The 23,442-nt window shown below is 32.5% G+C and carries 24 protein-coding genes; 13 read left to right on the top strand and 11 right to left on the bottom strand.

Annotated features, from left to right (window positions below; genetic code table 11):
- The first annotated feature begins 21 nt into the window (after positions 1-21).
- Complete coding sequence (gene yihA, locus ACFS3A_RS15350) at positions 22-654, top strand: ribosome biogenesis GTP-binding protein YihA/YsxC (protein WP_379826447.1); 633 nt, start codon at positions 22-24, stop codon at positions 652-654.
- Between the two features lie 201 nt (positions 655-855).
- Entirely contained in the window at positions 856-1,413 is a 558-nt protein-coding gene (locus tag ACFS3A_RS15355; protein ID WP_379826448.1) for a hypothetical protein, read from the top strand.
- Positions 1,414-2,293: 880 nt separating this feature from the next.
- On the opposite strand, the gene gldC is transcribed toward ACFS3A_RS15355, so the two are convergent.
- Complete coding sequence (gldC, locus tag ACFS3A_RS15360) at positions 2,294-2,629, bottom strand: gliding motility protein GldC (RefSeq protein WP_186296587.1); 336 nt, start codon at positions 2,627-2,629, stop codon at positions 2,294-2,296.
- Positions 2,629-3,588 (bottom strand): gliding motility lipoprotein GldB, encoded by a 960-nt coding sequence (gldB, locus tag ACFS3A_RS15365; RefSeq protein WP_379826449.1) that lies wholly within the window; start codon positions 3,586-3,588, stop codon positions 2,629-2,631. Before gldB ends, gldC begins: the two co-directional genes overlap by 1 nt.
- A 100-nt stretch (positions 3,589-3,688) precedes the next feature.
- On the opposite strand from gldB, the gene nadE reads away from it, so the two are divergent.
- Both nadE and ACFS3A_RS15375 read left to right on the top strand, forming a co-directional pair.
- Positions 3,689-4,495 carry an NAD(+) synthase gene (gene nadE / locus ACFS3A_RS15370; protein ID WP_379826450.1) on the top strand — a complete coding sequence of 269 codons (807 nt, stop codon included), beginning with the start codon at positions 3,689-3,691 and terminating at the stop codon, positions 4,493-4,495.
- A gap of 93 nt (positions 4,496-4,588) precedes the next feature.
- Positions 4,589-5,218 carry a response regulator transcription factor gene (locus ACFS3A_RS15375; protein ID WP_091492550.1) on the top strand — a complete coding sequence of 210 codons (630 nt, stop codon included), beginning with the start codon at positions 4,589-4,591 and terminating at the stop codon, positions 5,216-5,218.
- Between the two features lie 92 nt (positions 5,219-5,310).
- On the opposite strand, the gene dnaG is transcribed toward ACFS3A_RS15375, so the two are convergent.
- The 4 genes from dnaG to ACFS3A_RS15395 all read right to left on the bottom strand — a co-directional run bounded on the left by dnaG (position 5,311) and on the right by ACFS3A_RS15395 (position 9,900).
- A complete protein-coding gene (gene dnaG / locus ACFS3A_RS15380; protein WP_379826451.1) occupies positions 5,311-7,383 on the bottom strand; it encodes a DNA primase in 2,073 nt (690 codons plus the stop codon).
- A gap of 130 nt (positions 7,384-7,513) precedes the next feature.
- Entirely contained in the window at positions 7,514-8,605 is a 1,092-nt protein-coding gene (locus ACFS3A_RS15385) for a hypothetical protein (protein WP_379826452.1), read from the bottom strand.
- A 37-nt stretch (positions 8,606-8,642) separates the two neighbouring features.
- Positions 8,643-9,353: a hypothetical protein gene (locus ACFS3A_RS15390; protein ID WP_379826453.1), complete on the bottom strand. Its 711-nt coding sequence runs from the start codon at positions 9,351-9,353 to the stop codon at positions 8,643-8,645.
- Positions 9,340-9,900, bottom strand: a complete 561-nt coding sequence (locus tag ACFS3A_RS15395) for an RNA polymerase sigma factor (RefSeq protein ID WP_379826454.1) — start codon at positions 9,898-9,900, stop codon at positions 9,340-9,342. Before ACFS3A_RS15395 ends, ACFS3A_RS15390 begins: the two co-directional genes overlap by 14 nt.
- A 307-nt stretch (positions 9,901-10,207) precedes the next feature.
- Here ACFS3A_RS15395 and ACFS3A_RS15400 point away from each other — a divergent pair, with 307 nt between their 5' ends.
- Entirely contained in the window at positions 10,208-10,711 is a 504-nt protein-coding gene (locus ACFS3A_RS15400; protein ID WP_379826455.1) for a hypothetical protein, read from the top strand.
- 112 nt (positions 10,712-10,823) lie between these two features.
- Here the strand turns inward: ACFS3A_RS15400 and ACFS3A_RS15405 are convergent, their stop codons facing one another.
- On the bottom strand, positions 10,824-11,801 hold the full coding sequence (locus ACFS3A_RS15405; protein WP_379826456.1) for a polyprenyl synthetase family protein: 978 nt from the start codon (positions 11,799-11,801) through the stop codon (positions 10,824-10,826).
- Between the two features lie 161 nt (positions 11,802-11,962).
- On the opposite strand from ACFS3A_RS15405, the gene ACFS3A_RS15410 reads away from it, so the two are divergent.
- Positions 11,963-12,823 (top strand): hypothetical protein, encoded by an 861-nt coding sequence (locus ACFS3A_RS15410; RefSeq protein ID WP_379826457.1) that lies wholly within the window; start codon positions 11,963-11,965, stop codon positions 12,821-12,823.
- A gap of 166 nt (positions 12,824-12,989) precedes the next feature.
- On the opposite strand, the gene rlmN is transcribed toward ACFS3A_RS15410, so the two are convergent.
- Complete coding sequence (gene rlmN / locus ACFS3A_RS15415; RefSeq protein ID WP_379826458.1) at positions 12,990-14,033, bottom strand: 23S rRNA (adenine(2503)-C(2))-methyltransferase RlmN; 1,044 nt, start codon at positions 14,031-14,033, stop codon at positions 12,990-12,992.
- Positions 14,034-14,368: 335 nt separating this feature from the next.
- Between rlmN and ACFS3A_RS15420 the strand changes: the two genes are divergently transcribed.
- From ACFS3A_RS15420 to ACFS3A_RS15450, 7 genes are all read left to right on the top strand, one after another.
- Positions 14,369-14,929: a YceI family protein gene (locus tag ACFS3A_RS15420; RefSeq protein ID WP_379826459.1), complete on the top strand. Its 561-nt coding sequence runs from the start codon at positions 14,369-14,371 to the stop codon at positions 14,927-14,929.
- 306 nt (positions 14,930-15,235) lie between these two features.
- Entirely contained in the window at positions 15,236-15,805 is a 570-nt protein-coding gene (locus ACFS3A_RS15425) for a YceI family protein (protein WP_379826460.1), read from the top strand.
- Positions 15,806-15,810: 5 nt separating this feature from the next.
- Positions 15,811-17,259: a hypothetical protein gene (locus ACFS3A_RS15430; protein WP_379826461.1), complete on the top strand. Its 1,449-nt coding sequence runs from the start codon at positions 15,811-15,813 to the stop codon at positions 17,257-17,259.
- Between the two features lie 11 nt (positions 17,260-17,270).
- The gene (locus tag ACFS3A_RS15435; RefSeq protein ID WP_379826462.1) at positions 17,271-17,822 is read left to right on the top strand and encodes a hypothetical protein; all 552 of its coding nucleotides are present in this window, start codon (positions 17,271-17,273) and stop codon (positions 17,820-17,822) included.
- A gap of 177 nt (positions 17,823-17,999) precedes the next feature.
- On the top strand, positions 18,000-18,398 hold the full coding sequence (locus ACFS3A_RS15440; protein WP_379826463.1) for a hypothetical protein: 399 nt from the start codon (positions 18,000-18,002) through the stop codon (positions 18,396-18,398).
- A 116-nt stretch (positions 18,399-18,514) separates the two neighbouring features.
- Positions 18,515-19,156 (top strand): O-methyltransferase, encoded by a 642-nt coding sequence (locus tag ACFS3A_RS15445; protein WP_379826464.1) that lies wholly within the window; start codon positions 18,515-18,517, stop codon positions 19,154-19,156.
- A gap of 45 nt (positions 19,157-19,201) precedes the next feature.
- Entirely contained in the window at positions 19,202-19,924 is a 723-nt protein-coding gene (locus ACFS3A_RS15450) for a phytanoyl-CoA dioxygenase family protein (protein ID WP_379826465.1), read from the top strand.
- 153 nt (positions 19,925-20,077) lie between these two features.
- Here the strand turns inward: ACFS3A_RS15450 and ACFS3A_RS15455 are convergent, their stop codons facing one another.
- The 3 genes from ACFS3A_RS15455 to ACFS3A_RS15465 all read right to left on the bottom strand — a co-directional run bounded on the left by ACFS3A_RS15455 (position 20,078) and on the right by ACFS3A_RS15465 (position 23,385).
- Complete coding sequence (locus ACFS3A_RS15455; protein WP_379826466.1) at positions 20,078-20,641, bottom strand: phosphatase PAP2 family protein; 564 nt, start codon at positions 20,639-20,641, stop codon at positions 20,078-20,080.
- Positions 20,641-20,988, bottom strand: coding sequence for a Sec-independent protein translocase subunit TatA/TatB (locus ACFS3A_RS15460; RefSeq protein ID WP_379826467.1), 348 nt, complete (start codon positions 20,986-20,988; stop codon positions 20,641-20,643). Before ACFS3A_RS15460 ends, ACFS3A_RS15455 begins: the two co-directional genes overlap by 1 nt.
- 153 nt (positions 20,989-21,141) lie before the next feature.
- Positions 21,142-23,385: a M1 family metallopeptidase gene (locus ACFS3A_RS15465; protein ID WP_379826468.1), complete on the bottom strand. Its 2,244-nt coding sequence runs from the start codon at positions 23,383-23,385 to the stop codon at positions 21,142-21,144.
- Positions 23,386-23,442: the final 57 nt, after the last annotated feature.

A 23,442-nucleotide genomic window follows, 5' to 3' on the forward strand; every position in this document is an offset into this window, starting at 1 on the left:
GAGGTTTTAAAACTAAGAAACATGAAAATTAACACCGCCGAATTTATTGTCAGCAATTCTGACGCCTCAAAATGTCCTAAGGATTTTTTGCCGGAATATGCCTTTATAGGAAGATCAAATGTAGGTAAGTCATCGTTAATAAACATGCTTACCAACCATAAGAATTTAGCCAAAACATCTGGAAGACCCGGAAAAACCCAACTAATAAATCACTTTAAAATCAACAACAATTGGTTTTTGGTCGATTTACCGGGTTATGGTTATGCTAAAGTTTCAAAGAAAACGAAATCTGTTTTCCAACAGTTTATCACTGATTACTTTGAAAACAGAGAACAATTAGTGTGTGCATTTGTTTTGATTGATATACGACATGAAGCTCAAAAAATCGACATTGAGTTTATGTCGTACATGGGCGAAAGCGAAATTCCGTTTTGTATTATTTTCACTAAAGCTGATAAAATCAGTAAAGTTAAAATAGACTCTCATATTGCCGCTTATAAAAAACAAATGTATGCCAACAATTGGGCTGAAATGCCACAATATTTTGTAACCTCATCTACAGAGTCAATTGGAAAAGAAGAACTTCTGTCTTATATCGATGAAGTCAACCAAGAGGTTTTTAAAAACAACAGCGGATTTTTAAATTCTATCTAAGACGCTAAATTCCAAACATAAAATTTCTAAATTCCAATCGTACTGATTGGAATTTTTATTTTAAAGAAAAATCTTAAGTAAAATATTTTTTTAAGTTATATTTGACCCTATCAAATCTAACCAATGAACAACTTAAAATCAATTTGTTTTGCTTTTTGCATTTCCTCTTTATTACTCTTTTCTTGTCAATCGTCGCATTATATGTTCACAACCGGACAAAGAACCGGAGTTGATTTTTCTTCTGGAAAATGGCTTTTAAATGAATTAGACTGCCCAAAAAACTCAAAAGAAAAATTGACTGAGGAATCCTTAAAATTCTTCAAAAAAAATGTAGGCGATCGAGTAACTTATATTCATGATGCAAAAGGATTACTTATAACTCGAAAAATTCCTTTAAATCCTAACAGCATAAAATTAAAAGAGTTAAAAGACGGAACAGGTTTTGATTTCTTTATCAACATTTCGACAAAAAAAGATAAAAGCGATTTATCTTCTATAGAACTTTACCAAACCGAATATGGCTCGGAAAAAAACGAAGCTTCAGTAACTTTGGAAATATACGATTTGAATTTACAGCAAATAATCTATTCTCAAAAAGTGGTAGGCATAACCAACAAAGGCAATACAAAATCGATGTGGGAAACCGAAAAATCGAGTAAACTTATAGATAATGTAACTCTTTATAAAAATTCAAATGCCTTAATGACAGGAGCATTAAAACGTATTTTTAAAGATGTTAAGAAAAGATCTGTACATTAAAACTCTATTTTAAAATTACGGAATTTAGATTTTTTATTTATCGAAATCTCTTATTCAAAACTTTCCATTCTTTAAAGATTAAAAACTGATATAAGATATAGAACAAAGAATTAAAAAACCAAAAATCCAAAATAAATGGCTCTGTAAAAATGACCGAATCAGAATTACCACTTAAAAAAATAGTAGAACTACTGACGAGATAAATTATCAATCCATTGGAGAAAAACAAATACTCTGCCTTTATGTTTTTAAAGTTCTGAATCAAGTAAATCAATGCATACAAAACTAACAACGTTGAAGTGATTCCAATTTCCAACAAATTAAATCTCCAATAAAGATCGGGTGTTTTGTAGTATTGTATTGCCAATACAATCAAAACCAGCACCAGAAAAAAAAGAATTACTTTTCTCAAAATAAAATTCGAAAACAAACTTCGAAAAAATATACTTAAAGCAATAAACTGAAAAATAAAATAATAATGTGAAAGGAAAAAATTGGATCCGGGAGCATAAAATCCAATTATGTTACAAAACAATTCATGCACAAATAAACAAATCAAATAAACCATTATAATTTTATAATGGAGATCTTTATTTTTTCGCGTCTTGTAAAAAGAAATACTATTTATCAACAAAAAGAATAGTCCCACAAGACTTACTAAAAACGGAAACAACATATTTTAAATTTACTTCACTAAAGTAACATATTAAACAAATCTTTTTTACAATTTATGTTCAAACTCGTTCAAATACAATAATTAAGCATTAATATTTAATAAAAAACTGAAAATTCTGACCAGTTTATTTCAATACAAACAATAAAAAATCCCAAACTCCAAGTTCAAAAATTGGAATTTGAGATTTCTATATACGTAAACTTTTTACTGTTTTGTTAATTCTAATTTCTCTGCAAAATAATCGCAGAAATCTTTCATTGTATCAGCCATTTTTTCATCGTCTGTAGCACGTTTAAAAGTATCTGACATTGCTACCAAAGTCTGGTGAAAGAAAATCTTCATTTCATCTACCGGCATATCTTTTGTCCATAAATCGATACGCATTGTTTCTTTTGCTTTACTGTCCCAAATCGACAGCATGATTGCTTTTGCCTCTTCGGCTTGTACACCACCATCTTGTGCACTCCAGGTTAATTTTTCCGGAACACGGTTTTCGTCTAATTCTATATTGAATTTAATCTCTGAGTTTATATTTGCCATTATTTCTTAGGTTTATATTTTGATTTTTCAAAAATTTCTTTTGGCTGAATTTTAAATAATTCAGCTAAAGAAACATCACTATTATTTTTCATGTAAGAACGTACCATCTGCCACCCAATCCAAGCACCGACGCGGCCTGGAGAATCGTTATCAATCTCTAAAAAGAATTTAGAAAAAGGAGCTGGCGCTATAAATCTTGAAGTTAATTTTGGATCGTCGCTGTAAAGCATTTCATTTTCTATAAAATAACGCCACATATACCCTTCATTTTCCTCACACCATTTAATCTGTTCCGGTGTATATCCCATTTTATCAGCATCAGTATAATCCGGAAGAAGCAAATCTTTCGCATAAAGCTGTTTTCCTTCAAAAATCATTTGTGAAACCAAACTTTTATCTACTGAATTTGAAATATTTCGGTAAGAAAAACTGGAAACTACATCAGGCATGATTTGTTTTTCTTCGAAATTCTGTTTTAAATAATTTGGAAACTCGTAAAACTTATGTTCCTTTCCAAGATAAAGCTCTAAAGCTACAATAACAAGACTATCTGCATAAATTGATTTTGCTGTATAATCCATCTCTCCAATTATTGTTATAACTTTTGGTGTTTTAGTTTTCGGAAAATAATATTTTATATGTTGAAAAAGAGCATTAAATTCTTTATGAACAGGTTCAAAATTACTGTATTTTTTTTGCACCTCATCATAAACTTCTCTCCAAATTGGATCGTTCATCTTTTGAAGCCAGACATTGTCATCATTTCCTGCCGGAAAGAAAAAAGGATATTGTTTTTTAACCTTTGCAAGATCCTGAGGTTTTGTTTCAAAAAACACCTTATCAAAACGTTCTACCTTAATATCTACAGGTATTTCTTCTACTTCTTTTTCAACCTTGGATTTTTGTCCGCAAGACAAAAAAAACAGGCATAGAACCACTGCAAAGCGATATATTTTCATTTTATTTTAATTAGATTTGTGTTACCAGAATTTTAAGCAACTATGTACTTAAAAATAATTCTGCAAATATACATCCCTGTACTTTAAAACTTAAACTATTATGGCTAAAAAAAGCACAATTCAGACAGAAAAAGTAAATACACATATTGTAGAGTGGCTAAAAAATTATGCTGCTAATGCAAAAGTAAACGGTTTTGTTATTGGAATTTCCGGAGGCGTAGATTCTGCTGTAACCTCAACTTTATGTGCACAAACCGGACTGAAAGTTTTATGCGTGGAAATGCCAATTCATCAGGCAGAAAGCCAGGTAAACAGAGCAAAAGAACATATTGAACAACTCAAAAAACGTTTCCCAAATGTTTCTGATGTACAAACTGATTTAACCGGAGTTTTCGAATCTTTTAAAAGTGCTGTTCCTAAAACCGATGACGAAGCAAAAGTAAGTTTAGCGCTAGCAAATACAAGAGCTCGTTTAAGAATGACCTCTTTATATTATTTAGCCGGAATTCATGGTTTATTAGTTGCCGGAACTGGAAATAAAGTGGAAGATTTTGGAGTAGGATTTTATACTAAATATGGAGATGGTGGTGTTGATTTGAGCCCGATTGCTGATTTAATGAAATCTGATGTTTATGCTTTAGGAGAATTTTTAGAAATTCCACAATCAATTTTAACAGCAGCACCTACAGATGGATTATTTGGGGATAATCGTACCGATGAAGACCAATTGGGAGCAAGTTATGATGAATTGGAATGGGCAATGTTGGCCGCGGAGTCAGGAAAGACGGCAGCTGACTTTGACGGGAGAGAAAAATCTGTCTTTGAAATTTATAAACGATTAAACACCAATAACAAGCATAAAATGGACCCAATTCCGGTCTGCATTATACCAAAAACGTTAAAATAATTTTTTTTAACATTTGTCAGCTATAAACTACAGAATTTATTTATTAATTTTACAGTTCCAAAAACATGAACAATTCTAAAAAAGGTAAAAATTATGATTAAAGTATGTCTAGCAGACAATCATCCTGTGACGCACTTTGGCGTTAAGTCTTATTTCAAAGACCACGATCAAATTTCAATTGTTGCCAACGTAGGCAATTTTTCAATGGTAAGAGATATTCTTCAAACGAAGGAAATCGACATTCTAATTTTAGATTTAGAATTAGAAGGTCTTTCCAGTATCTTTGAAATCAAATCAATCCTGAAAAATTTCCCAAAAACAAAAATTGTTATTTTCAGTGATCTTGCTGAGCAAATGTACGCTCCAAACGCAATTAAAGCAGGAGTTTCCGGGTATGTACACAAAACAGAAAAACTAGAAACTCTAGGACATTCTATTATTAAAGTACAAGAAGGAAAAATCATCATCAACGAAACAGTACGCAAAAACATGGCCCTTATTGCTAAACAAAGCAAAAGTGAGCGTCTGTACAGAAAACTTTCTAATCGCGAGATTGAAGTTTTACGTTACTTAAGTGATGGAAAGAAAAACAATGAAATCTCTAAAATCTTAAACCTGAACGAAAAAACGATCAGTACTTACAAATTAAGATTATTGACTAAATTAAATGTTACTAATTTAGTTGACTTAGTTAACAAAGCTAAGACTTTAGAAATTATCTAAATTTAAATCGAAAAGCTTAGTTATTAAGCTTTTCAAACTTTTATAAAACTCTATCTATTTTGATCCCTCAAAAAGATAGAGTTTTTTCTTTTTTAGTGGTAAGGCACCACCACGCGTCCAAGCTTTTTAGAAAAATTATTCAGCAATTTAGAATAATCTATAACCATACTCAAAATTTCTGAATTGTCTTCTTGCGGATTGGTTAAAAGAGAATTCTTTAATTCTGCAATAATTGCAGACACCAAATACCATCTCATTGCAAATATTGTCTCAGAAACATTCTGCTCGATTGTTTCACTTTTTTGTTTTGGAAAAATATTCTGTCCTTCCCAATTATGAATGGTCAGTCTTTCGTCTTCCATCAAAATATTGGTTACTTCCTGAGCAAATTCAGGCTCTAAGTGCATCAAATATTTATCTAAACTAAAGGTCTCATTCTGATTATAAAAATCAATAATGTTAGTGTAAATATTTTGAAATAAAACATTCGACAACTCTATCTCATCTTCCTGAAGACTTAAATATATTTTTTCGAATACTTTATATTTTCTTTTTTCCGAAACTTCTTTCACATTTCCTTCTTCATCTGCTTTCAGGAAAACATCTTCAAAATCTTCTACTACACTTCCGTACAAAAGCAAAACCTCAATGACTTTCCTTTCGAAACCATATAAAATATCAATTTTTTGATTTTGTTCTTGCGGATAATATCCCGGATCTCCCGGATAATCGTAACCTTCCGGCGGACCATTTCTTGGATCTTCAGGATCTCCTCCTGAGAATGTTCCCGCATTTGGAGGCTGGTTTCTATGAACTTCAAAAGGTTTTTGTTCTTGTTTTTGCTTTTTGTTTGCTTCCGCAAGATCTTTTTGAATCAGCTGCGCTAATGTGCTTACTAAAACCTGCTCCGAAATATCCATAATTCGGGCACATTCCTGAATATAAACTTCACGCTGGATACGGTCCGGTATTTTAGAAATACTTGTCACCATATCACGAATCAAATCGGCTTTTTTGATTGGATCATTTTTAGCTTCATTCATCAAAATAGAAGCTTTAAACTGTATAAAGTCTTTACTATTTTCTTCTAAATAAGTAACTAAATCATCATGTGAATTTTTGCGGGCGAAACTATCTGGATCTTCCCCATCAGGAAAAGAACAAACCCTTACGTTCATTCCTTCTTCCAGAATCAAATCAATTCCTCGAATGGATGCTCGCAAACCAGCCGCATCTCCATCAAAAAGAACGGTTATATTTCTGGTCAGACGATTAATCAAACGGATTTGATCTGGTGTTAAAGCCGTTCCAGATGAAGCCACAACATTTTCAATTCCAGCTTGGCTAAACTGAATAACATCAGTATAACCTTCAACTAAATAACAATTATTTTGTTTGGCAATAGATTGCTTGGCATGAAATATTCCGTAAAGCACTTTACTTTTATGGTAAATATCACTTTCAGGCGAGTTTAAATATTTAGCAGCTTTTTTATCATTGGTTAAAATACGTCCTCCAAAACCCAAAACACGCCCTGACATACTTTGAATAGGGAACATTACGCGTCCTTTAAATCGGTCAAACGGACGGTCTTCTCTGGCAATAGTCAAACCTGTACTTTCTAAAAATTCCAATTTATATCCTTTTCCTAAGGCTTCTTTCGTCAAAGCATCCCAAGTTTCCGGAGAGTATCCTAAATTGAATTTTTTGATGGTTTCATTTGTGAATCCTCTTTCTTTAAAATAAGAATATCCAATCGCTTTCCCTTCTTCATTATTTAAGAGTACGTCGTGAAAATATTTCGCAGCAAATTCAGAAACCAAATACATACTTTCGCGAACATCTGTCATCGCTTTTTCTGCATCTGTCTGTTCGGTTTCTTCGATTTCTATATTGTATTTTCGGGCTAAATACCGAATGGCTTCCGGATAAGTAAATTGCGAATGTTCCATTAGGAATTTAACAGAGTTCCCGCCTTTTCCTGTACTGAAATCTTTCCAGATTCCTTTTGCAGGCGAAACCATGAACGACGGAGAGCGCTCATCTGAGAATGGGCTTAACCCTTTGAAATTGCTTCCTGCGCGCTTCAAATTCACAAAATCGCCGATAACCTCCTCTACTCTAGCGGTTTCAAAAACAGTATCAATGGTCTTTTGTGAAATCAAAGTGTAAAATATTTTAAAAATTAGGAGCTTGTAAAATTACGTAAATCCGATTGGAATTTTACTGCTTTTTTGAAACAAAAAAGCATCTCGTATAAAGATGCTTTTCTGACTAACTAAACTTAATTTATTCTTAATTGAAATCGAAGCGAATACCTAATGAAATATTATTCTCATCAACTGCATTATTTTTAAAGACAGGATTTAAATCATATTTCAAATACAAGCTTATCTCTTTATAACCTATATAAGAACTTAATCCATAAACAAAGTTATTTACATTATAATCGCCTTTTGTTTTTTGTGTGGTTTTATAATCATTATCTTCAAATTTCAAAATCTGTTTCGATTTCACATTAATTCCGGCATATCCTCCAAATCCCATTCTAAATCCTTTGTGTGTTCTGTAATATGATTTTCCGTCATGATTTCCATCTTTCGAAAAATCAAACTCCAAATGAACAGGCGCAACTAAATACACATTTCTAAATCGGGATTCTTTTAAATGTATCGGATTTGTTACTAAATCTGTCTGATCTCCATTCACAACAAAACTGCGATTATCTGTTGGTCGAAGATTATTATACATTAAGGAAAGTCCGTATTTTGCGTGAAGTAAATTATTATCATTTAAAATTCTGGAATTAAAAGTCAAACCCCATTCGTAAAAATGTGAACCAATAAAATTATAATTTGAATCCTGTAGTTTACCATCAACCATTGTACTATTTAAGCCCATAGCAAATACAAACTGAGAAGTGGTTCTTTTTGATTCTCTTTTTACTTTATCATCCTGCCCCTCATAGACTTTCATTGCAGGAATTTTTATTTCTGTCTGATTCGATTTAATTGAATCACTGCCACTGCCAATATATAATACAGCTCCACCTTTCTCTTTACTGTAATTTATCTTTCCGTCTACTTTTTGCTGAACCAGCTCTTCTAATTTTTCCTGTTCAATGGCAACTCTGTTTTCAATGTTTCGGGCTCTTTTTTCAGCAAAATCTTTTTTCTTTTTTTCTGCTTCTTCTTTTGAAATCGTTCCTTCGACCAATTGATTATTAACCTCGTCAACTTCTTTTTTCAATGCTGCTTTCTCTTCATTGGTTATTTTTTCGATAGTAACAGCAATAGCTTTTGCTTTGTTCTCAAAAGTTTCCTGTCCTACCATTTTGGTAACAAATAAGAAAACTAAGAGAAATAAATAAATTGTAAAATTCTTCATGATTACTTTTTTTGATTGATTTGATTGATGATTATATTTAATTTTTAACATTACGATTTTCTACCGCAACTTTTACAGTGTGATAACTTTTATTAATTTTCGCTATCATTTTTTCTCTAAACGAAAGTTCCAGTTCTCCATCAACCTGATCTAACAGATCATTTGCATTGATTTTTACTTTTGGCTTAGATTTTACTGTATTTTCTGCCAGAATCGTACTTTCTGCTGTTTCTAATAGTTTATCGATATTTTCCTTTTTAGAATTATCTGCAACTACAGTTTGATTGTTTACTGATTGTTTTTCCTGATTGTTTTTGATGATGATTGAAGACTCCGCTATTTGATTTGATTCATTTTTACTGGTTTTATTTGAAATTGGATTACTTGTTTTTTCTACCTTATTTGAAATTACTTCTGAAGGCTTTTCAGAAACAACAACTTCTTTTTTTACAGAATTCGAAGTATTTAAAACCGGTTCTGCAACCGATTCTTTTTCGGTTTCTTTTTCTACAACAACTGTTTTTGGCGCAATAACTGCGTTTTTATTTTGATTGAAAAAGATTGTTCCAACCAATAAAAATCCGATAAAACTTGCAGCGATATACAGCCACTTTCTGTTTTTCTTAGGCTTCTTTTCCTCTGTTACACTCAACATAGCGTCTAATCGATCCCAGGCTTTATTGCTTGGTTCTATTTGGCGTTGGTTTAGTTTTTCACGGAAATCCTTTTCAAAATTATTCGGTTCCATTATCTTGTTTTTTTAAAATAGTAATTTGTGTTTGCAGCATTTTTCTGGCGTGCGATAATTGCGATTTTGATGTTCCTTCATTAATTCCTAACATCTTGGCAATTTCATTGTGTTTGTAACCTTCAATGGCGTATAAATTGAAAACCATTTTATAGCCGTCCGGCAAAGCATCAATCAAATACTGAATCTGTTCTACGGTAAATTGACTGTCGATTTCATTAAAGCTTTCTTCTACAAAAAACTCATCTTCAGCAAATTTTACTTTTTTCTGAACTCTTAAATAAGAAATACATTCGTTTACCATGATGCGACGAATCCAGCCTTCAAAACTTCCTTTGTGTTCAAACTTGCTTAAATTGGTAAACACTTTCATGAAAGCCGTTATCATTACATCTTCTGCCAATTGAATGTCCTTTATATATTGACGGCATACACTTAACATTTTTGAAGAATATTTACCGTAAATCTGCTGTTGTGCCTGACGATTGTTCTCGACAGCCAGCTTTATGATTTTGGTTTCTTCTTGATGTAAGGAAATAATTTTCATTAATAAGCTTTTCGGTTTTTGGTTTTAGAAACAGACTTCTATTAGCATAGACGATTGTCGATTTGAAATGGTTGCATGGGAGTGAAAAATTTTCAAAAAAAATAAAATTCAAATTCCAAAAATTGAGTCGAATTTTTAAATTTTATTCCCTGTAAACTTAAACAAAATTCTTCTGAATAGGTGTAAATAGGCGTTCTCATTACTTAAAAACGTTATTTCAACAATTATTAAATTAGTATTTATTTACGTATTAAATCTCTTATATTTACATTCGAAAATTTACCAAAAACAACCTAAATCTAATTAAATGAGAGACAAATTCGGATCTATTGTAGTTCTTCTTATTGCGGTTTTCTGTTGCAAAAATTGTGCAGGCGAATATATTAAAGGAGGCGACAACAAGGCTATTTCTAATTACGAAAAAATGATTTTTGACAACTCGACAGTTCAGGCAGAATTGTATAATGAATACAAAGAAACCACCATTAAAATTGCCGGGATACCAATGAAAACCTACAAATTTAGATATCATTTTGATATCGATGGAAACAACTACGAAGGAGAACACACTTTCAATACTGATCTCCCAAAAACAAACAAATTGACAGTTTATTACCTGAAAACCGACCCAAATTTTAATCTTGTTGATCCAAAAGGAGAACTGAAAAAGGAAAAAGGAAAAAACACTTCAAACAGTAGCTTGTATTGGGCAATTGGATGGGGAATATTTAGCTTGATGGGATTATTGAGTGTAATCGATCAATTTAAGAAAAAACCAGAAGCCGAGACGGAAATTGAACCCGCAGAGTAAATCTGCTTTCATAAAAAAAGACCTCTTTTAAAATTTTAAAAGAGGTCTTTTTATTTTATGGTCAACTCAATTATCTAATTGGAAAATTTCCTAATTATCTAATTAAAGAAACTTATTTTTTTCTTTCAATAACATAATTCACCATCAAGGTCAGCGCCTCTTTATATTCAGAATCTTCAAAGTTTTGAAGTAATGAAAGTGCTTCTTGCTGGAATTCAACCATTTTATTTTCGGCGTAAGCCAAACCATTATTATTTTTTACAAAGGCAATCACTTCTTTTACGCGTTTTTTGTCTTTGTTGTGGTTTTTGATGGAGTTGATTAACCACTTTTTTTCCTGCGGTGTACAAGTATTTAAAACATGAATTAAAGGCAAAGTCATTTTTTGCTCTTTAATATCAATTCCAGTTGGTTTTCCAATGGCTTCTTCGCTGTAATCAAATAAATCGTCTTTGATTTGAAATGCCATTCCGATCAATTCACCAAACTTTCGCATATTTTCTACCTGAACATCGTCTTCGATTACAGCTTTTGCACCAAGCGCACAACAAGCAGCAATAAGCGTTGCCGTTTTCTTTCTGATGATTTCGTAGTAAACGTCTTCGGTAATATCCAGTCTTCTTGCTTTTTCGATTTGAAGTAATTCTCCTTCGCTCATTTCACGAACAGCAACCGAAATAATTCTCAATAAATCAAAATCGCCATTATCGATAGAAAGCAATAAACCTTTAGACAATAAATAATCTCCAACCAAAACAGCAATCTTGTTTTTCCAAAGTGCATTGATAGAGAAAAATCCACGACGGCGATTACTATCGTCCACCACATCATCGTGTACTAAAGTTGCGGTATGAATTAATTCGATAACCGAAGCTCCACGATAGGTTCTTTCGTTTACAGTTCCTCCAGAAACCATTTTTGCAGTAAGAAAAACAAACATCGGACGCATTTGTTTTCCCTTGCGATTTACGATATAATAAGTGATTCGGTTTAGTAAGGCAACCTTTGAAGACATCGATTCATGGAACTTCTTTTCAAAAAGTTCCATCTCGTTAAAAATAGGCTGCTTTATTTGAGACGTAATATTCATTTAGATTTCAAATATACTATTTTAAATAAAAATACGTTGTGTATTTTAGGTTAGGATTTTAAAATTTTACGTCTTAATCTAAAAACACCCACCAAAAATAGCTCTAACTAATACTGATTTGAATTCATTTATTTAAAAGAAGAACCCAAAACTATTTATTTATGAAAACAAAATTTTTATTACTTAGCACTTGTATTACGATGTCTTTTTTCATCGGCTGTAATTCTGATGAAAAAACAAATGATGGATCAGGAACAGCGATTACAAACGAAGAAATTATTACCAATTCTAAAATCGATGCCACTGTAGATGATGTTACGAATATTGCCGAAGATCAATTTACTTCACAACTTAATATAAATTCAAAATATGGTGGCCCTAAAAAGAATTTCCTTCCAAGCTGTGCCACTATAACAACTGTTTTAACGAATAACACCTGGACAAAAACTGTGGACTTTGGTGTAGAAGGCTGTACTTTGAATAATGGAAATACGGTTAAAGGAAAGATGGTTGTTTCTTTTTCTAATGATTTTAGTTCTTCTACTCAAACCATTAGTTACACTTTTGAAGGATTTTATCATAATGGTAAAAAACTTCAGGGAAGTAAAAGCATTGTTCGAACCATTAAAGAAACCAATCTGCTGGTTACGGCTCATCCCGTTTCTACAGCTTCTATAGATCTAACGATTACTTTTGACGATGGTAGTGTTTACACCAGAAAAGGAACTTTAATTAAAGAAATGACTTCGGGCTATGACACCTGGTATGATTGGGATGACAATGTTTTTGTAGTGACAGGAAGCGGTTCAACAACTTTCCCTAACGGCGATACATACTCGGCAGAAATTACAACTCCTTTAGAATTTAATGCAATTTGCAGAAAACCTTTTGCTGTAAAAGGAATTGTTTCTGTTACTAAAAATGGTGCTTCGGCGACTATAGATTATGGAAGCGGAGACTGTGACTCTCTTGCAACGGTAACCAAAGACGGGGTTACAGAAGAAATTGATTTGAAAAAATAAATCCTTTTTGCCCAAAAAAAGCATTAAGAACAGATAGCTTCTGTTTTTAATGCTTTTTTTATCGTGCAATGTCAAATATCCCAAATGTATATATTACATCTACGTCATATTTTTTCTACCGATGAGATACTCCTAGCGGAGTATGGTATTCTGGCGAATATTTTTTTTACGCTTCTTTGTTGGCTAGTTGTCCGCAGGCTGCGTCAATGTCTTTTCCTCGGCTTCTTCTTACTTTTACCACTACTCCAATATTTTCTAAGGCTTTTATATAGGCCATAATAGCTTCTTCTGATGCTTGCTGGAATTCGCCATCATCAATTGGATTATATTCAATTAGATTCACTTTACATGGAACATATTTACAGAATTTCACTAAAGCGTCAACCGAAGCTTTGTCGTCGTTGATTCCTTTCCAAACTACATATTCGTATGAAATTTTACTTTTGGTTTTTCTGTACCAATATTCTAAAGCTTCTCTTAGATCTTTTAACGGAAAGTTTTTACTGAAAGGCATAATTCTCGCACGAGTTTCATCAATTGCTGAATGCAGAGAAACGGCTAATTTGAACTTCACATCATCATCTGCCATTTTTTTAATCATTTTCGGAATTCCGGAAGTCGAAACCATAATTCTTTTTGGAGACATTCCTAAACCTTCTTCTGAAGTAATCATATCGATTGCTTTAATGACATTATTATAATTCATTAAAGGCTCTCCCATTCCCATAAAAACAATATTCGAAAGCGGATGATTGTAATACAAACGGCTTTCTTTATCAATAGCCAAAACCTGATCGTAAATTTCGCCTGGTTCCAGGTTACGCATTCTTTTTAATCGTGCTGTAGCACAGAAATTACAATCTAAACTACATCCAACCTGACTTGAAACACAAGCCGTAGTTCTGGTATCTGTCGGAATTAAAACCGATTCCACTACAAGTCCGTCATGAAGTCTTACGGCATTTTTTACAGTTCCGTCACTACTCTTCTGCATGGTATCAACCTTAATATGATTGATTACAAAATTATTCTCCAGCATAGACCTTGTAGTCTTGGCTACATTTGTCATGTCTTCAAAACTGTGAGCTCCTTTGCTCCACAACCATTCATAAACCTGATTACCACGAAACGCTTTATCTCCGTTTTCAATAAAAAAATCACGAAGCTGATCTTTTGATAAGGCGCGTATGTCTTTTTTCTCCATTTGCATGCTGCAAAGTTAATCACTTTTGTCATTTTTCTTTGCTTTTTAGACATATTCTTAAAACCTAGTTCAAAAAAAGCGAATCATTAAAGCTTTCGCAAAAAAACATACAACTCCATAAAAGACAAATATTTACAATCGAAACCATTCTTCATAAATCCTTCCTATATAAGTAACCTCTACAATTCATCCTTTACAATAAAGATTTAATAAAACTTTTGCCATGATTTTTATCATTCCGTTTCTTTTATGTGAACAATAATTTTGATCCAAGAAATAAGGTCAGTTCACAACCACGCTACAGAACTCTCCTGATTAAAATTAACCTATACATAATCAAGATGAAAACAATTAAATCAATCCTATTAACGGTACTCTTTACAACCACTTCGTTACAAATAAACGCGCAAAGAACTTTTAATGTAAATGCAAGCTCCACTTTTGAAGTTGCAGGAACTTCAACTGTACACGATTGGGTAATGAAATCTACAGAAGGAACAGGAACAGCCAACTTAACTATTAAAGATTCTAAACTAACTGGGATAAACAGTTTAAACATTTCATTATTAGCAGAAAGTTTAAAAAGTTATAAAACTAGTATGGACAAAGTGGCTTATGAAGCTCTAGACACCGAAAATCATCAAAACATTGAATACGTTTTGAAATCTGCTACTAAAATAGACGACACCACTTGGAATCTTACTGGAGTTTATACCATTGCAGGTGTAAGCAGAGAGTTTGTCACACAAGTAAGAGTGACCTATAATAATGGAACATTTACTTTACAAGGTTCCAATCAAATCACTTTTGCCGATTTTGAAATGGCTCCTCCAAAAGCGGCTCTTGGTGTTGTAAAAGCAGGAAAAGATCTTACGGTAATATTCAACATTATTTTAAGCTAAATAAAAACGTTTTTGACTGTTAAAAATCTTCCTAATTATTTCGGAGATTCTTACTTCCAAAATCTTAAAAATTCATAATTCAATAAAATTCTACGTTCTTTTTTGCCTTAGTGATCGATTTCGTAAAAAATGAAAACGTTGTAGTTATTAAATACCTATTTAATAAAATTTTAACAATGATTTTTATCATGTATTTCCCTGATTTATAGGAGGATCTTTGATACAAGTTAAAACAACATTCTTAGTACTAAATAGAAACTGGCCGACTTATTAACTTATTCTTTTACAATAAAAAACATGACAAACATGAAAACAAATACATTAAAAATTTTCGCAGTTGTAACCGCATTTTTAGGAATCACTTCAATTACTTCAGCACAAAAATCATACAATTTAGACAGTAAATCGACTTTCTCTGTTGCTGGAACTTCAACACTTCATGATTGGGAAATGAAATCGGCTTCCGGAACCGGAACAGCATCTTTAAATATTGCTAACGGAAAATTAACTGACATCGATGCTTTAACAATAACTCTTCCGGCTGAAACGGTAAAAAGCGAGAAAAAAAGCATGGATAAAGTAGCTTACGAAACTTTAAAAACAGACAAAAACAAAAACATTAAATATGTTCTAAAATCTGCCGAAAAAGTAAACGAAACTACTTGGGAATTAACTGGAACTTACACCATTGCAGGAGTTAGCAAAGTTTATAAAACTACAGCAAAAACAACTGTCACAAAAGATGGTTTAAATCTTCAGGGATCTAACAAAATCACTTTTACAGATTTCGGAATGAAATCACCAACTGCAATGTTGGGAACCATTAAAACAGGTCAGGACCTAACTCTAAAATTTAATTTAAACTTTAATCTATAGCCGCCATGAAAAAGATTTATATCCTATTTATTACATTAATAAGTACGTTTGCTGTTAATGCACAAGTCAGCTTTGGAAACATGCAAAATCAAATCTCTAGAAGTAAAGATGGTATCAATGTTTTCGACGTACAAAAAGACACTAGAGAATTTAAAGGCCTAAGTATTGACCTTGGTGGTGCTTTCAATATGGATTTCCAGGCAACAAATTCATTCAACGACCAACCTGCTAGTATTACGACTACGACTACTACAGCTACAGGGACTACTGTTAGATCAATTACCGGATATCGTTTGATGAATACTGAAAACAATTTTACTCTTCCTGGAGCTGATATGTATATTGGCGCTCAATTGTTTGACGGGGTAAGAGTAAATTTAGATATTTATTTAGCTTCAAGACACCATAATGATTCTTATGTGAAAGGTGGATACTTACAAATTGACAAACTAGACTTCATCAAAAAAGATTTCCTGGCTGATTTCATGAAATATGCTACAATTAAAATTGGACAAATGGAGAACAATTTTGGTGATGCCCACTTCAGAGGTTCTGATAATGGTAATACAATACGAAATGCATTTGTTGGAAACAACATCATGTATTCTTTCACTACAGAAATGGGTATGGAGGTTTACTACAACAGAAACGGATTAGTAAGTATGTTAGGTGTTACAAATGGTAATTTAAATCAAAGTAATGAAGAAGTTTTTTACACTAGCGGACCAAACACTAATACAACACACAGCCCTTCAATCTTAGCTAAATTAGGTTACGATAAACAGCTTAATGAAGATTTAAGAGTAAGATTAACAGGTTCTTATTATCATAATGCAAATCTTGGTAACGCAAACATATATTCTGCTAATAGATCAGGTTTTGGTTATTGGGGTATATTAAACAATAATCCTTATAAAAATACCATCACTAAAACCGATGCTAATGGCGTTGTTACTACAACTACTACAGATGTTGCTACTAGTTTCAGCAAAACATCTACGCCAGAGGCAACGTTCAACCCTAATTTCAAAAACTGGGCTACTACCTATATGATTAACCCTTTTGTGAAATATAAAGGACTTGAATTCTTCGGAACAATCGAATTAGCTTCAGGAGGAGATAAAGCTGGTACTGATGACAAACGTACAGCTAATCAATATGCTTCAGAGCTTATTTACAGATTTGGAAATACTGAACAATTCTATATCGGAGGAAAATACAATACTGTATCTGGAAAATTATCTAATGCTGATACCAAAAAGGTTACTGTAGATAAATTTGAAGCAAGTGCTGGCTGGTTTATGACTAAAAACATTTTAGCTAAATTAAACTACGTTAATCAAAAATATAAAGATTATTCACAATTTACAGGAGATCCTGCTACTGGAAATCTAAACAACTTTTATGGTGGTAAATTTGAAGGTTTAGTATTCGAAGCAACCATTGCATTCTAATATAAAAAACAATGAAAACGAGATTTCAAATATTAATTATGGGTTTAGCACTATTCTTTTTACTAGGAAGTGCTAAACCCACTTTTTTCGCAGAAGATAGTGCTGTGGCAATTAATAAAATTAAAATAGAAATCACAGGACTATCTACAGTGGGCAAATACAATTGCTCTAATACCTTTACTATAAAGGATACGGTTTATGTTAACTGCATTAAAAAAAATACTTTTAATACCGAAATTAAAATGTCTGACTTTGATTGTGGCAACAAAATCATGACCAAGGATTTACAAGGAACTGTCAAAGTAAAAAAATTTCCAAACAGCACGGTTTCTATTTCGGACATCAAACCAAGCGGTAAAAATTACAAATGCAGACTTAACTTTTACATTACAGACAAAACTTTAAAATACAAAGATTTCATTTTATACAATACAGATGACAAAATTCAGGGAACATTGAGTTTAAAATTCTCTGATATCGAATTAGAACCGCCAGTAAAAATGGCTGGTTTAATCAAAGTAAAAGACGATATTGTAATCAATTTTAGTTTATACAAAAAATAACTTTTTTCTTCATAAAAAATTAAATAGCGAACAGACAAAAATTAAAAATTTGGCACAGGAATTGTTTTGCTCTCAAAAGAAAAATAATCTTACAAAGAGCTCAATCATTTTAAAATTTGTATTTTTATTTTTCAGCCATATAACCTTTAAGTTTTATCAACCTAAAAAAATGTAATTATGAAAAAACAAATTTTAAGTTTAGCTGTTGTTGCTTTATTAGCGTTTGCTGTTCAATCATGCGAGAAAAAAGAACCTAAACCAGCTGAAGATGAATTAACTCTTGGCAATAAAGTAGATTCTCTTACTTCTGACATTGAAGAAGTAAAAGACAGCGCTGTAAGCAAAGCAGAAAGTGCTGCAACAAAAGCTAAAGATGCTACAGAAACTGCAGCTCAGGACGTTAAAAATGCTACTAAAAAAGCAGCAAGTGATGTTGAAAATGCTGCTAAAAAAACAGCAACCGATGTAAAAGATGCTACCAAAAAAGGAGCAGAAAAAGTTGAAAATGCTGCTAAAGCTGCCAAAGACGGAACTGTAAAAACCGCTAAAGAAGTAAATGAAGCTTTGAAAAAATAAATTAATTAAAAGCTAATAAACAGAAACCATCCGCCTGCGGCGGATGGTTTTTTTTATGCAAAATAGTGCGCCGATATTTTTTGTATTTTTGCTCTGAAATTACAAGATACTACAACATGCATTTTATATCACAAGAATTAGAAGATTACATCGAACAGCATTCTGAAAACGAACCGGAATTGCTAGCTAAACTAAATAAGGAAACGTACCAAAAAATATTATTACCAAGAATGTTAAGCGGCCATTTTCAAGGACGTGTTTTGAGCATGTTATCAAAATTGATTCGTCCCGTAAATATTTTGGAGATTGGAACTTATACAGGTTATGCCGCTTTATGTTTGTGCGAAGGAATGCAGGAAAACGGACAATTACACACCATAGATATTAAAGAAGAATTAGTCGATTTTCAAAGAAAATATTTCGATGCATCTCCTTGGGGAAACCAAATTTTTCAGCATTTAGGAGAAGCTGTAAATATCATTCCTGATTTAGATTTAAAATTCGATTTGGTTTTTATTGATGCTGATAAAGAGAACTACCTTAATTACTGGGAAATGATTGTTCCAAAAATGAATAAAGGAGGAATCATTTTGTCCGATAATGTTTTATGGAGCGGAAAAATTCTGGATCCGGTTCATCCAAATGATGTTAGTACAAAAGTGCTTTTAAAATACAATCAATTATTGAAAGATGATCCTAGAGTGGAGACAGTTTTATTACCAATCCGCGATGGCTTGACGGTTTCGAGAGTATTATAATTTTTGAGACGCTAAGATTCTTTTTTTTCATTTATAACTTTTGAAATGAATTATTCGGACCAAATAGAAAATGAGGGATTTTCTATAATAAATAATGTTTTTACTGAAAATGAAATTGAAAAATTGATTTCATTAATTGAAAATGCAACCAAAAAAGATTCTGATAATGCTACTTTCAGAAAATCACAGGATTTATTCGCCATCAGACAATTTCACAAAGAAGTACCAGAAACTTTAGATTTTATTTTTAATGAAAATTTAAAAGAAATTATCGAATCTAATTTTGGAAGCGGTTATTTCATAACCAAATCAATCTATTTTGATAAACCGGAAAAATCAAATTGGTTTGTAGCTTATCATCAGGATTTGACTATTTCAGTTGACAAAAAAATTGAAGTCGAGAATTTTGAAAATTGGACTTTAAAACAAAATCAATTTGCAGTTCAGCCTCCAAAAGAAATTCTGGAAGATAATTTTACCATCAGAATTCATATTGATAAAACGACTAAAGACAATGGTGCTTTAAAAGTCATTAACAACTCTCATTCAAAAGGAATTCTACGAATTGAAAATCTGGATTTTGAAAACGAAAAAGAAACAATCTGTGAAGTTGACAAAGGCGGTATTATGATTATGAAACCTTTATTATTTCATGCTTCAAACAAAACCACAAATAACGAACGAAGAAGAGTTATTCATATTGAATTCAGCAAACAACAACTCCCTGATGGATTGGAATGGAGTGAAAAAACTTTTTTTCAAAATTAATCTCATAAAAATAACCTCCAGTTAAAGCTGGAGGTTTTTTATTATAATTTGAAATTTTTCGCATTTAATTTTAGACGCACTGCGGTGCGTCTCTACAGAAAACCGTACTAAAAATAAACCTCAGAATCTCAGCAGCTTAGCATCTTAAAAAAATCATCCTGGAAAATACTGCGGTTTCAATCTTTTGTAAACTAAATAGATTAGAAAACCGAAAACAGCCCCAAAGAAATATCCGGCAAGAATATCACCTGGAAAATGCAATCCTAAGTAAATACGGCTGTAAGCAAAAATTAGTGGCCATAAGAACAAGAATCCCAGATATTTGAAATGTCGTTTTAAAACCAAAAATAAAAATGTTGCAACAGCCATTGTGTTAGCTGCATGTCCGGAGAAAAAACTAAAGGATTGCCTAACCTGAACAACTCTAATAATTGTATTTACTTCTGGATCATTACATGGACGTAAACGCTGGAAAGTGTGTTTGAATAAATTACAGGTCTGATCTGTAAAAGCAATCAAAATGGCTATAAAAAGCAATAAATACAGAGTTTGTTTTCCTCCTATTTTTTTATAAATAAGATAGAATAAAAACAAGAAAAATGGCGTCCAATACAGCTGTTGGGTAATAATCAGCCAAAGTTTATCGTATGTTTCAGAACCCAATCCATTAAGATATATTAAAAGATCTTTGTCTAATTCCTGTATTTTTTCAAGCATTATCTTTGGCGTTTAATAGGTCCGGAAAGAGAATCAATATCTTCTTTTACTTTGTCAATTTCAGTTGCCGTATCTCCCAACAAGTTTCCTGTATCTCCAAGCAGATTTGATTTTGCATTATTAATTTCTGCATTGATATTTCCAGTGAGATCATTCAGAGACTTTGAATCAAGACCATTTGCCTCAGCTCCTTTCTGAATTTCGCTTTTAATATCATTAGTTGCATTTTTTAACTGAGCCATAGCTTTTCCCATAGTACGAGCAATTTCAGGCACCTTGTCTGAACCAAAAAGCATTAGCACTATAAATAGAATAAAAACTAACTCTCCTCCTCCTATACCAAACATAACTTTTATTTTTGTTGTCGCAAAGATATTAAATTTTGCAGCTTAGAGTTTTAAAATTAACTTAAAAAGTCCTTTAAAATACATTTCTTAAAAAGTAAAAAGTTCATCAGGCTTTCCAGTCTGATGAACTTTTTACTTTTTATTTATTTCTTTTTAGTCAAATTTTGACTTAGTCTCTACTTTTGGCCAAGAGTTATTTGTTACGTCGACATCCGCTGTCAGCAATTTTGGATCGATTTGAATGCTCTTGATTGCTTTAGTTGTAGCGTATACTTTTTTAGCCGTTTCATTACTTTTTCTCCAAATTTGTGCCGGATATTGGTAATTATCTTTAGAACCGTCTTCGTAAGTAATCTCAACTAAAATTGGCATAATCATTCCGCCTGGTTTATTAAATTCTACTTCATAGAAATATTTAGGCGATTTGATACTTGCTTTTTCTTCAGCAGTAAAAGTCTGATCTACGTAATCTGCTAAAGGTTTGAAATCTTCAATTTTTAAAGCTTTTTTCTTAGATTGATTTACCTCTGTATTATCTCCTGCAACTAAGTAAACAAAAGGTCCTTTTTCATAACCAAAACGTCCTTTTCTCACTTTTACATCTTTAAGATCTGTTGTTGGAGTATCTGAAACGTAATATTGTTTTACCTCTTTAATTCCGATATCTACAAAATCAGTTGAATAGAACCATCCTCTCCAGAACCAGTCTAAATCTACTGCAGAAGCATCTTCCATTGTTCTAAAAAAATCTTCTGGTGTCGGATGTTTGAATTTCCATCTGTTTGCATACGTTTTAAAAGCATAATCAAACAATTCTCTTCCCATTACCACTTCTCTTAAAATATTAAGACCTGTAGCCGGTTTTCCGTATGCGTTATTCCCAAATTGATGAATTGTTTCAGAGTTAGACATAATTGGCTCTAAAAACTTTTGATCTCCACTCATGTAAGGAACAATATTTTTCGCAGGTCCTCTTCTTGAAGGGAAATTTGGATCTAATTCCTGTTCCGCTAAATATTCCAAAAATGAATTTAACCCTTCATCCATCCAAGTCCATTGACGTTCATCAGAGTTTACAATCATTGGGAAGAAAGTATGCCCAACTTCGTGGATAATAACTCCAATCATTCCGTTTTTAACTTCTCTGCTGGTTACACCATTTTCGTCAGGACGACCATAGTTCCAGCAAATCATTGGATATTCCATTCCCTGATCTTCTGCAGAAACTGAAACTGCTTTTGGATAAGGATAATCAAAAGTATGTGAAGAATAACTTTTTAAAGTATGAGCCACCACCATTGTAGAAGTTTCTCCCCAAAGCGGATTTGCTTCTTTTGGATAAACAGATTCTGCCATAACAGTTCTGTTTCCAATTTTTACCGCCATTGCATCGTAAATGAATTTTCTTGAAGAAGCAATTCCGAAATCACGAACATTTTTAGCACTGAATTTCCATGTTTTTTTCTTTTCAGAAAACCCTTTTTCAGCTGCTTCTGCTTCCGCCTGCGTTACAATAACTACCGGTTTGTCAAAAGATTTTTGAGCCTGTTCGTAACGTTTAACCTGCTCCGCTGTAAATACTTCACTTCTATTCGTTAATTCTCCAGTAGCATCAATTACATGATCTGCAGGAACTGTAATATTCACATCAAAGTTTCCGAAAGGAAGAGCAAACTCGCCGCTTCCCCAAAACTGCATATTCTGCCAGCCTTCCACATCATTATAAACTGCCATTCTTGGATAAAACTGAGCAATAACATATAGTTTGTTGCCATCTTTTTCAAATAGTTCATATCCTGAACGTCCGCCTTCTTTTCTGTAATTATTGATATTGTACCACCATTTTATAGAAAAAGAAATTTTTTCACCAGGTTTTAATGGAGAAGCCAAGTTGATACGCATCATTGTTTCATTGATTGTATAAGACATTGGATTTCCTTTAACATCTTTTACCTGCTCAATATTGAAACCACGCTCCAAATCTTTTTTCAAATATTTAGAAGAAAAACCTTCAAGTGGTAAAACCTGATTGATTTTTTCACCTTCGGCCAATGAAGTCTGTCCATTTGCCCTAGCCTGATTTTGATCCAGCTGAACCCATAAATACTCCAGACTATCCGGTGAATTATTACTATAAGTAATGGTTTCTGATCCAGTTAATTTTGAATTTTTATCATCCAATTCAACATCGATTTTATAATCTGCCTGTTGTTGGTAATATGCTGGTCCAGGAGCTCCAGAAGCGGTACGAAACATATTGGGAGTCGCCAGTAAATCATACATTTGACTGAACTTATTGGTATCGTATTTTCCCTGTTGTCTTGTAGGTGCGGTTGTTGCTTTTTCCTGCGCAATCAACATTGCCGGAAAAAGCAATAATAATGAAATTTTTTTCATAAAAATCTAATGGTAATTTATCAAGGCGTGAAAATAACAATTAAAACCATAATTCAA

Origin of the sequence: Flavobacterium notoginsengisoli (genome assembly GCF_042686225.1) — a bacterium.
Lineage (GTDB): Bacteria > Bacteroidota > Bacteroidia > Flavobacteriales > Flavobacteriaceae > Flavobacterium > Flavobacterium notoginsengisoli.

Excerpts from the sequence above, each read along its gene's own strand:
- ACFS3A_RS15375 (WP_091492550.1), top strand. The coding sequence starts at position 4,589 with ATGATTAAAGTATGTCTAGCAGACAATCATCCTGTGACGCACTTTGGC.
- gldC (WP_186296587.1), bottom strand. The coding sequence starts at position 2,629 with ATGGCAAATATAAACTCAGAGATTAAATTCAATATAGAATTAGACGAA.
- rlmN (WP_379826458.1), bottom strand. The coding sequence starts at position 14,033 with ATGCAAATGGAGAAAAAAGACATACGCGCCTTATCAAAAGATCAGCTT.
- ACFS3A_RS15435 (WP_379826462.1), top strand. The coding sequence starts at position 17,271 with ATGAAAACGAGATTTCAAATATTAATTATGGGTTTAGCACTATTCTTT.
- ACFS3A_RS15455 (WP_379826466.1), bottom strand. The coding sequence starts at position 20,641 with ATGCTTGAAAAAATACAGGAATTAGACAAAGATCTTTTAATATATCTT.
- ACFS3A_RS15460 (WP_379826467.1), bottom strand. The coding sequence starts at position 20,988 with ATGTTTGGTATAGGAGGAGGAGAGTTAGTTTTTATTCTATTTATAGTG.
- ACFS3A_RS15385 (WP_379826452.1), bottom strand. The coding sequence starts at position 8,605 with ATGAAGAATTTTACAATTTATTTATTTCTCTTAGTTTTCTTATTTGTT.
- ACFS3A_RS15440 (WP_379826463.1), top strand. The coding sequence starts at position 18,000 with ATGAAAAAACAAATTTTAAGTTTAGCTGTTGTTGCTTTATTAGCGTTT.
- ACFS3A_RS15410 (WP_379826457.1), top strand. The coding sequence starts at position 11,963 with ATGAAAACAAAATTTTTATTACTTAGCACTTGTATTACGATGTCTTTT.
- ACFS3A_RS15465 (WP_379826468.1), bottom strand. The coding sequence starts at position 23,385 with ATGAAAAAAATTTCATTATTATTGCTTTTTCCGGCAATGTTGATTGCG.
- ACFS3A_RS15445 (WP_379826464.1), top strand. The coding sequence starts at position 18,515 with ATGCATTTTATATCACAAGAATTAGAAGATTACATCGAACAGCATTCT.
- ACFS3A_RS15420 (WP_379826459.1), top strand. The coding sequence starts at position 14,369 with ATGAAAACAATTAAATCAATCCTATTAACGGTACTCTTTACAACCACT.
- ACFS3A_RS15395 (WP_379826454.1), bottom strand. The coding sequence starts at position 9,900 with ATGAAAATTATTTCCTTACATCAAGAAGAAACCAAAATCATAAAGCTG.
- gldB (WP_379826449.1), bottom strand. The coding sequence starts at position 3,588 with ATGAAAATATATCGCTTTGCAGTGGTTCTATGCCTGTTTTTTTTGTCT.
- ACFS3A_RS15390 (WP_379826453.1), bottom strand. The coding sequence starts at position 9,353 with ATGGAACCGAATAATTTTGAAAAGGATTTCCGTGAAAAACTAAACCAA.
- ACFS3A_RS15400 (WP_379826455.1), top strand. The coding sequence starts at position 10,208 with ATGAGAGACAAATTCGGATCTATTGTAGTTCTTCTTATTGCGGTTTTC.
- ACFS3A_RS15355 (WP_379826448.1), top strand. The coding sequence starts at position 856 with ATGTTCACAACCGGACAAAGAACCGGAGTTGATTTTTCTTCTGGAAAA.
- ACFS3A_RS15405 (WP_379826456.1), bottom strand. The coding sequence starts at position 11,801 with ATGAATATTACGTCTCAAATAAAGCAGCCTATTTTTAACGAGATGGAA.
- ACFS3A_RS15425 (WP_379826460.1), top strand. The coding sequence starts at position 15,236 with ATGAAAACAAATACATTAAAAATTTTCGCAGTTGTAACCGCATTTTTA.
- ACFS3A_RS15430 (WP_379826461.1), top strand. The coding sequence starts at position 15,811 with ATGAAAAAGATTTATATCCTATTTATTACATTAATAAGTACGTTTGCT.
- ACFS3A_RS15450 (WP_379826465.1), top strand. The coding sequence starts at position 19,202 with ATGAATTATTCGGACCAAATAGAAAATGAGGGATTTTCTATAATAAAT.
- nadE (WP_379826450.1), top strand. The coding sequence starts at position 3,689 with ATGGCTAAAAAAAGCACAATTCAGACAGAAAAAGTAAATACACATATT.
- yihA (WP_379826447.1), top strand. The coding sequence starts at position 22 with ATGAAAATTAACACCGCCGAATTTATTGTCAGCAATTCTGACGCCTCA.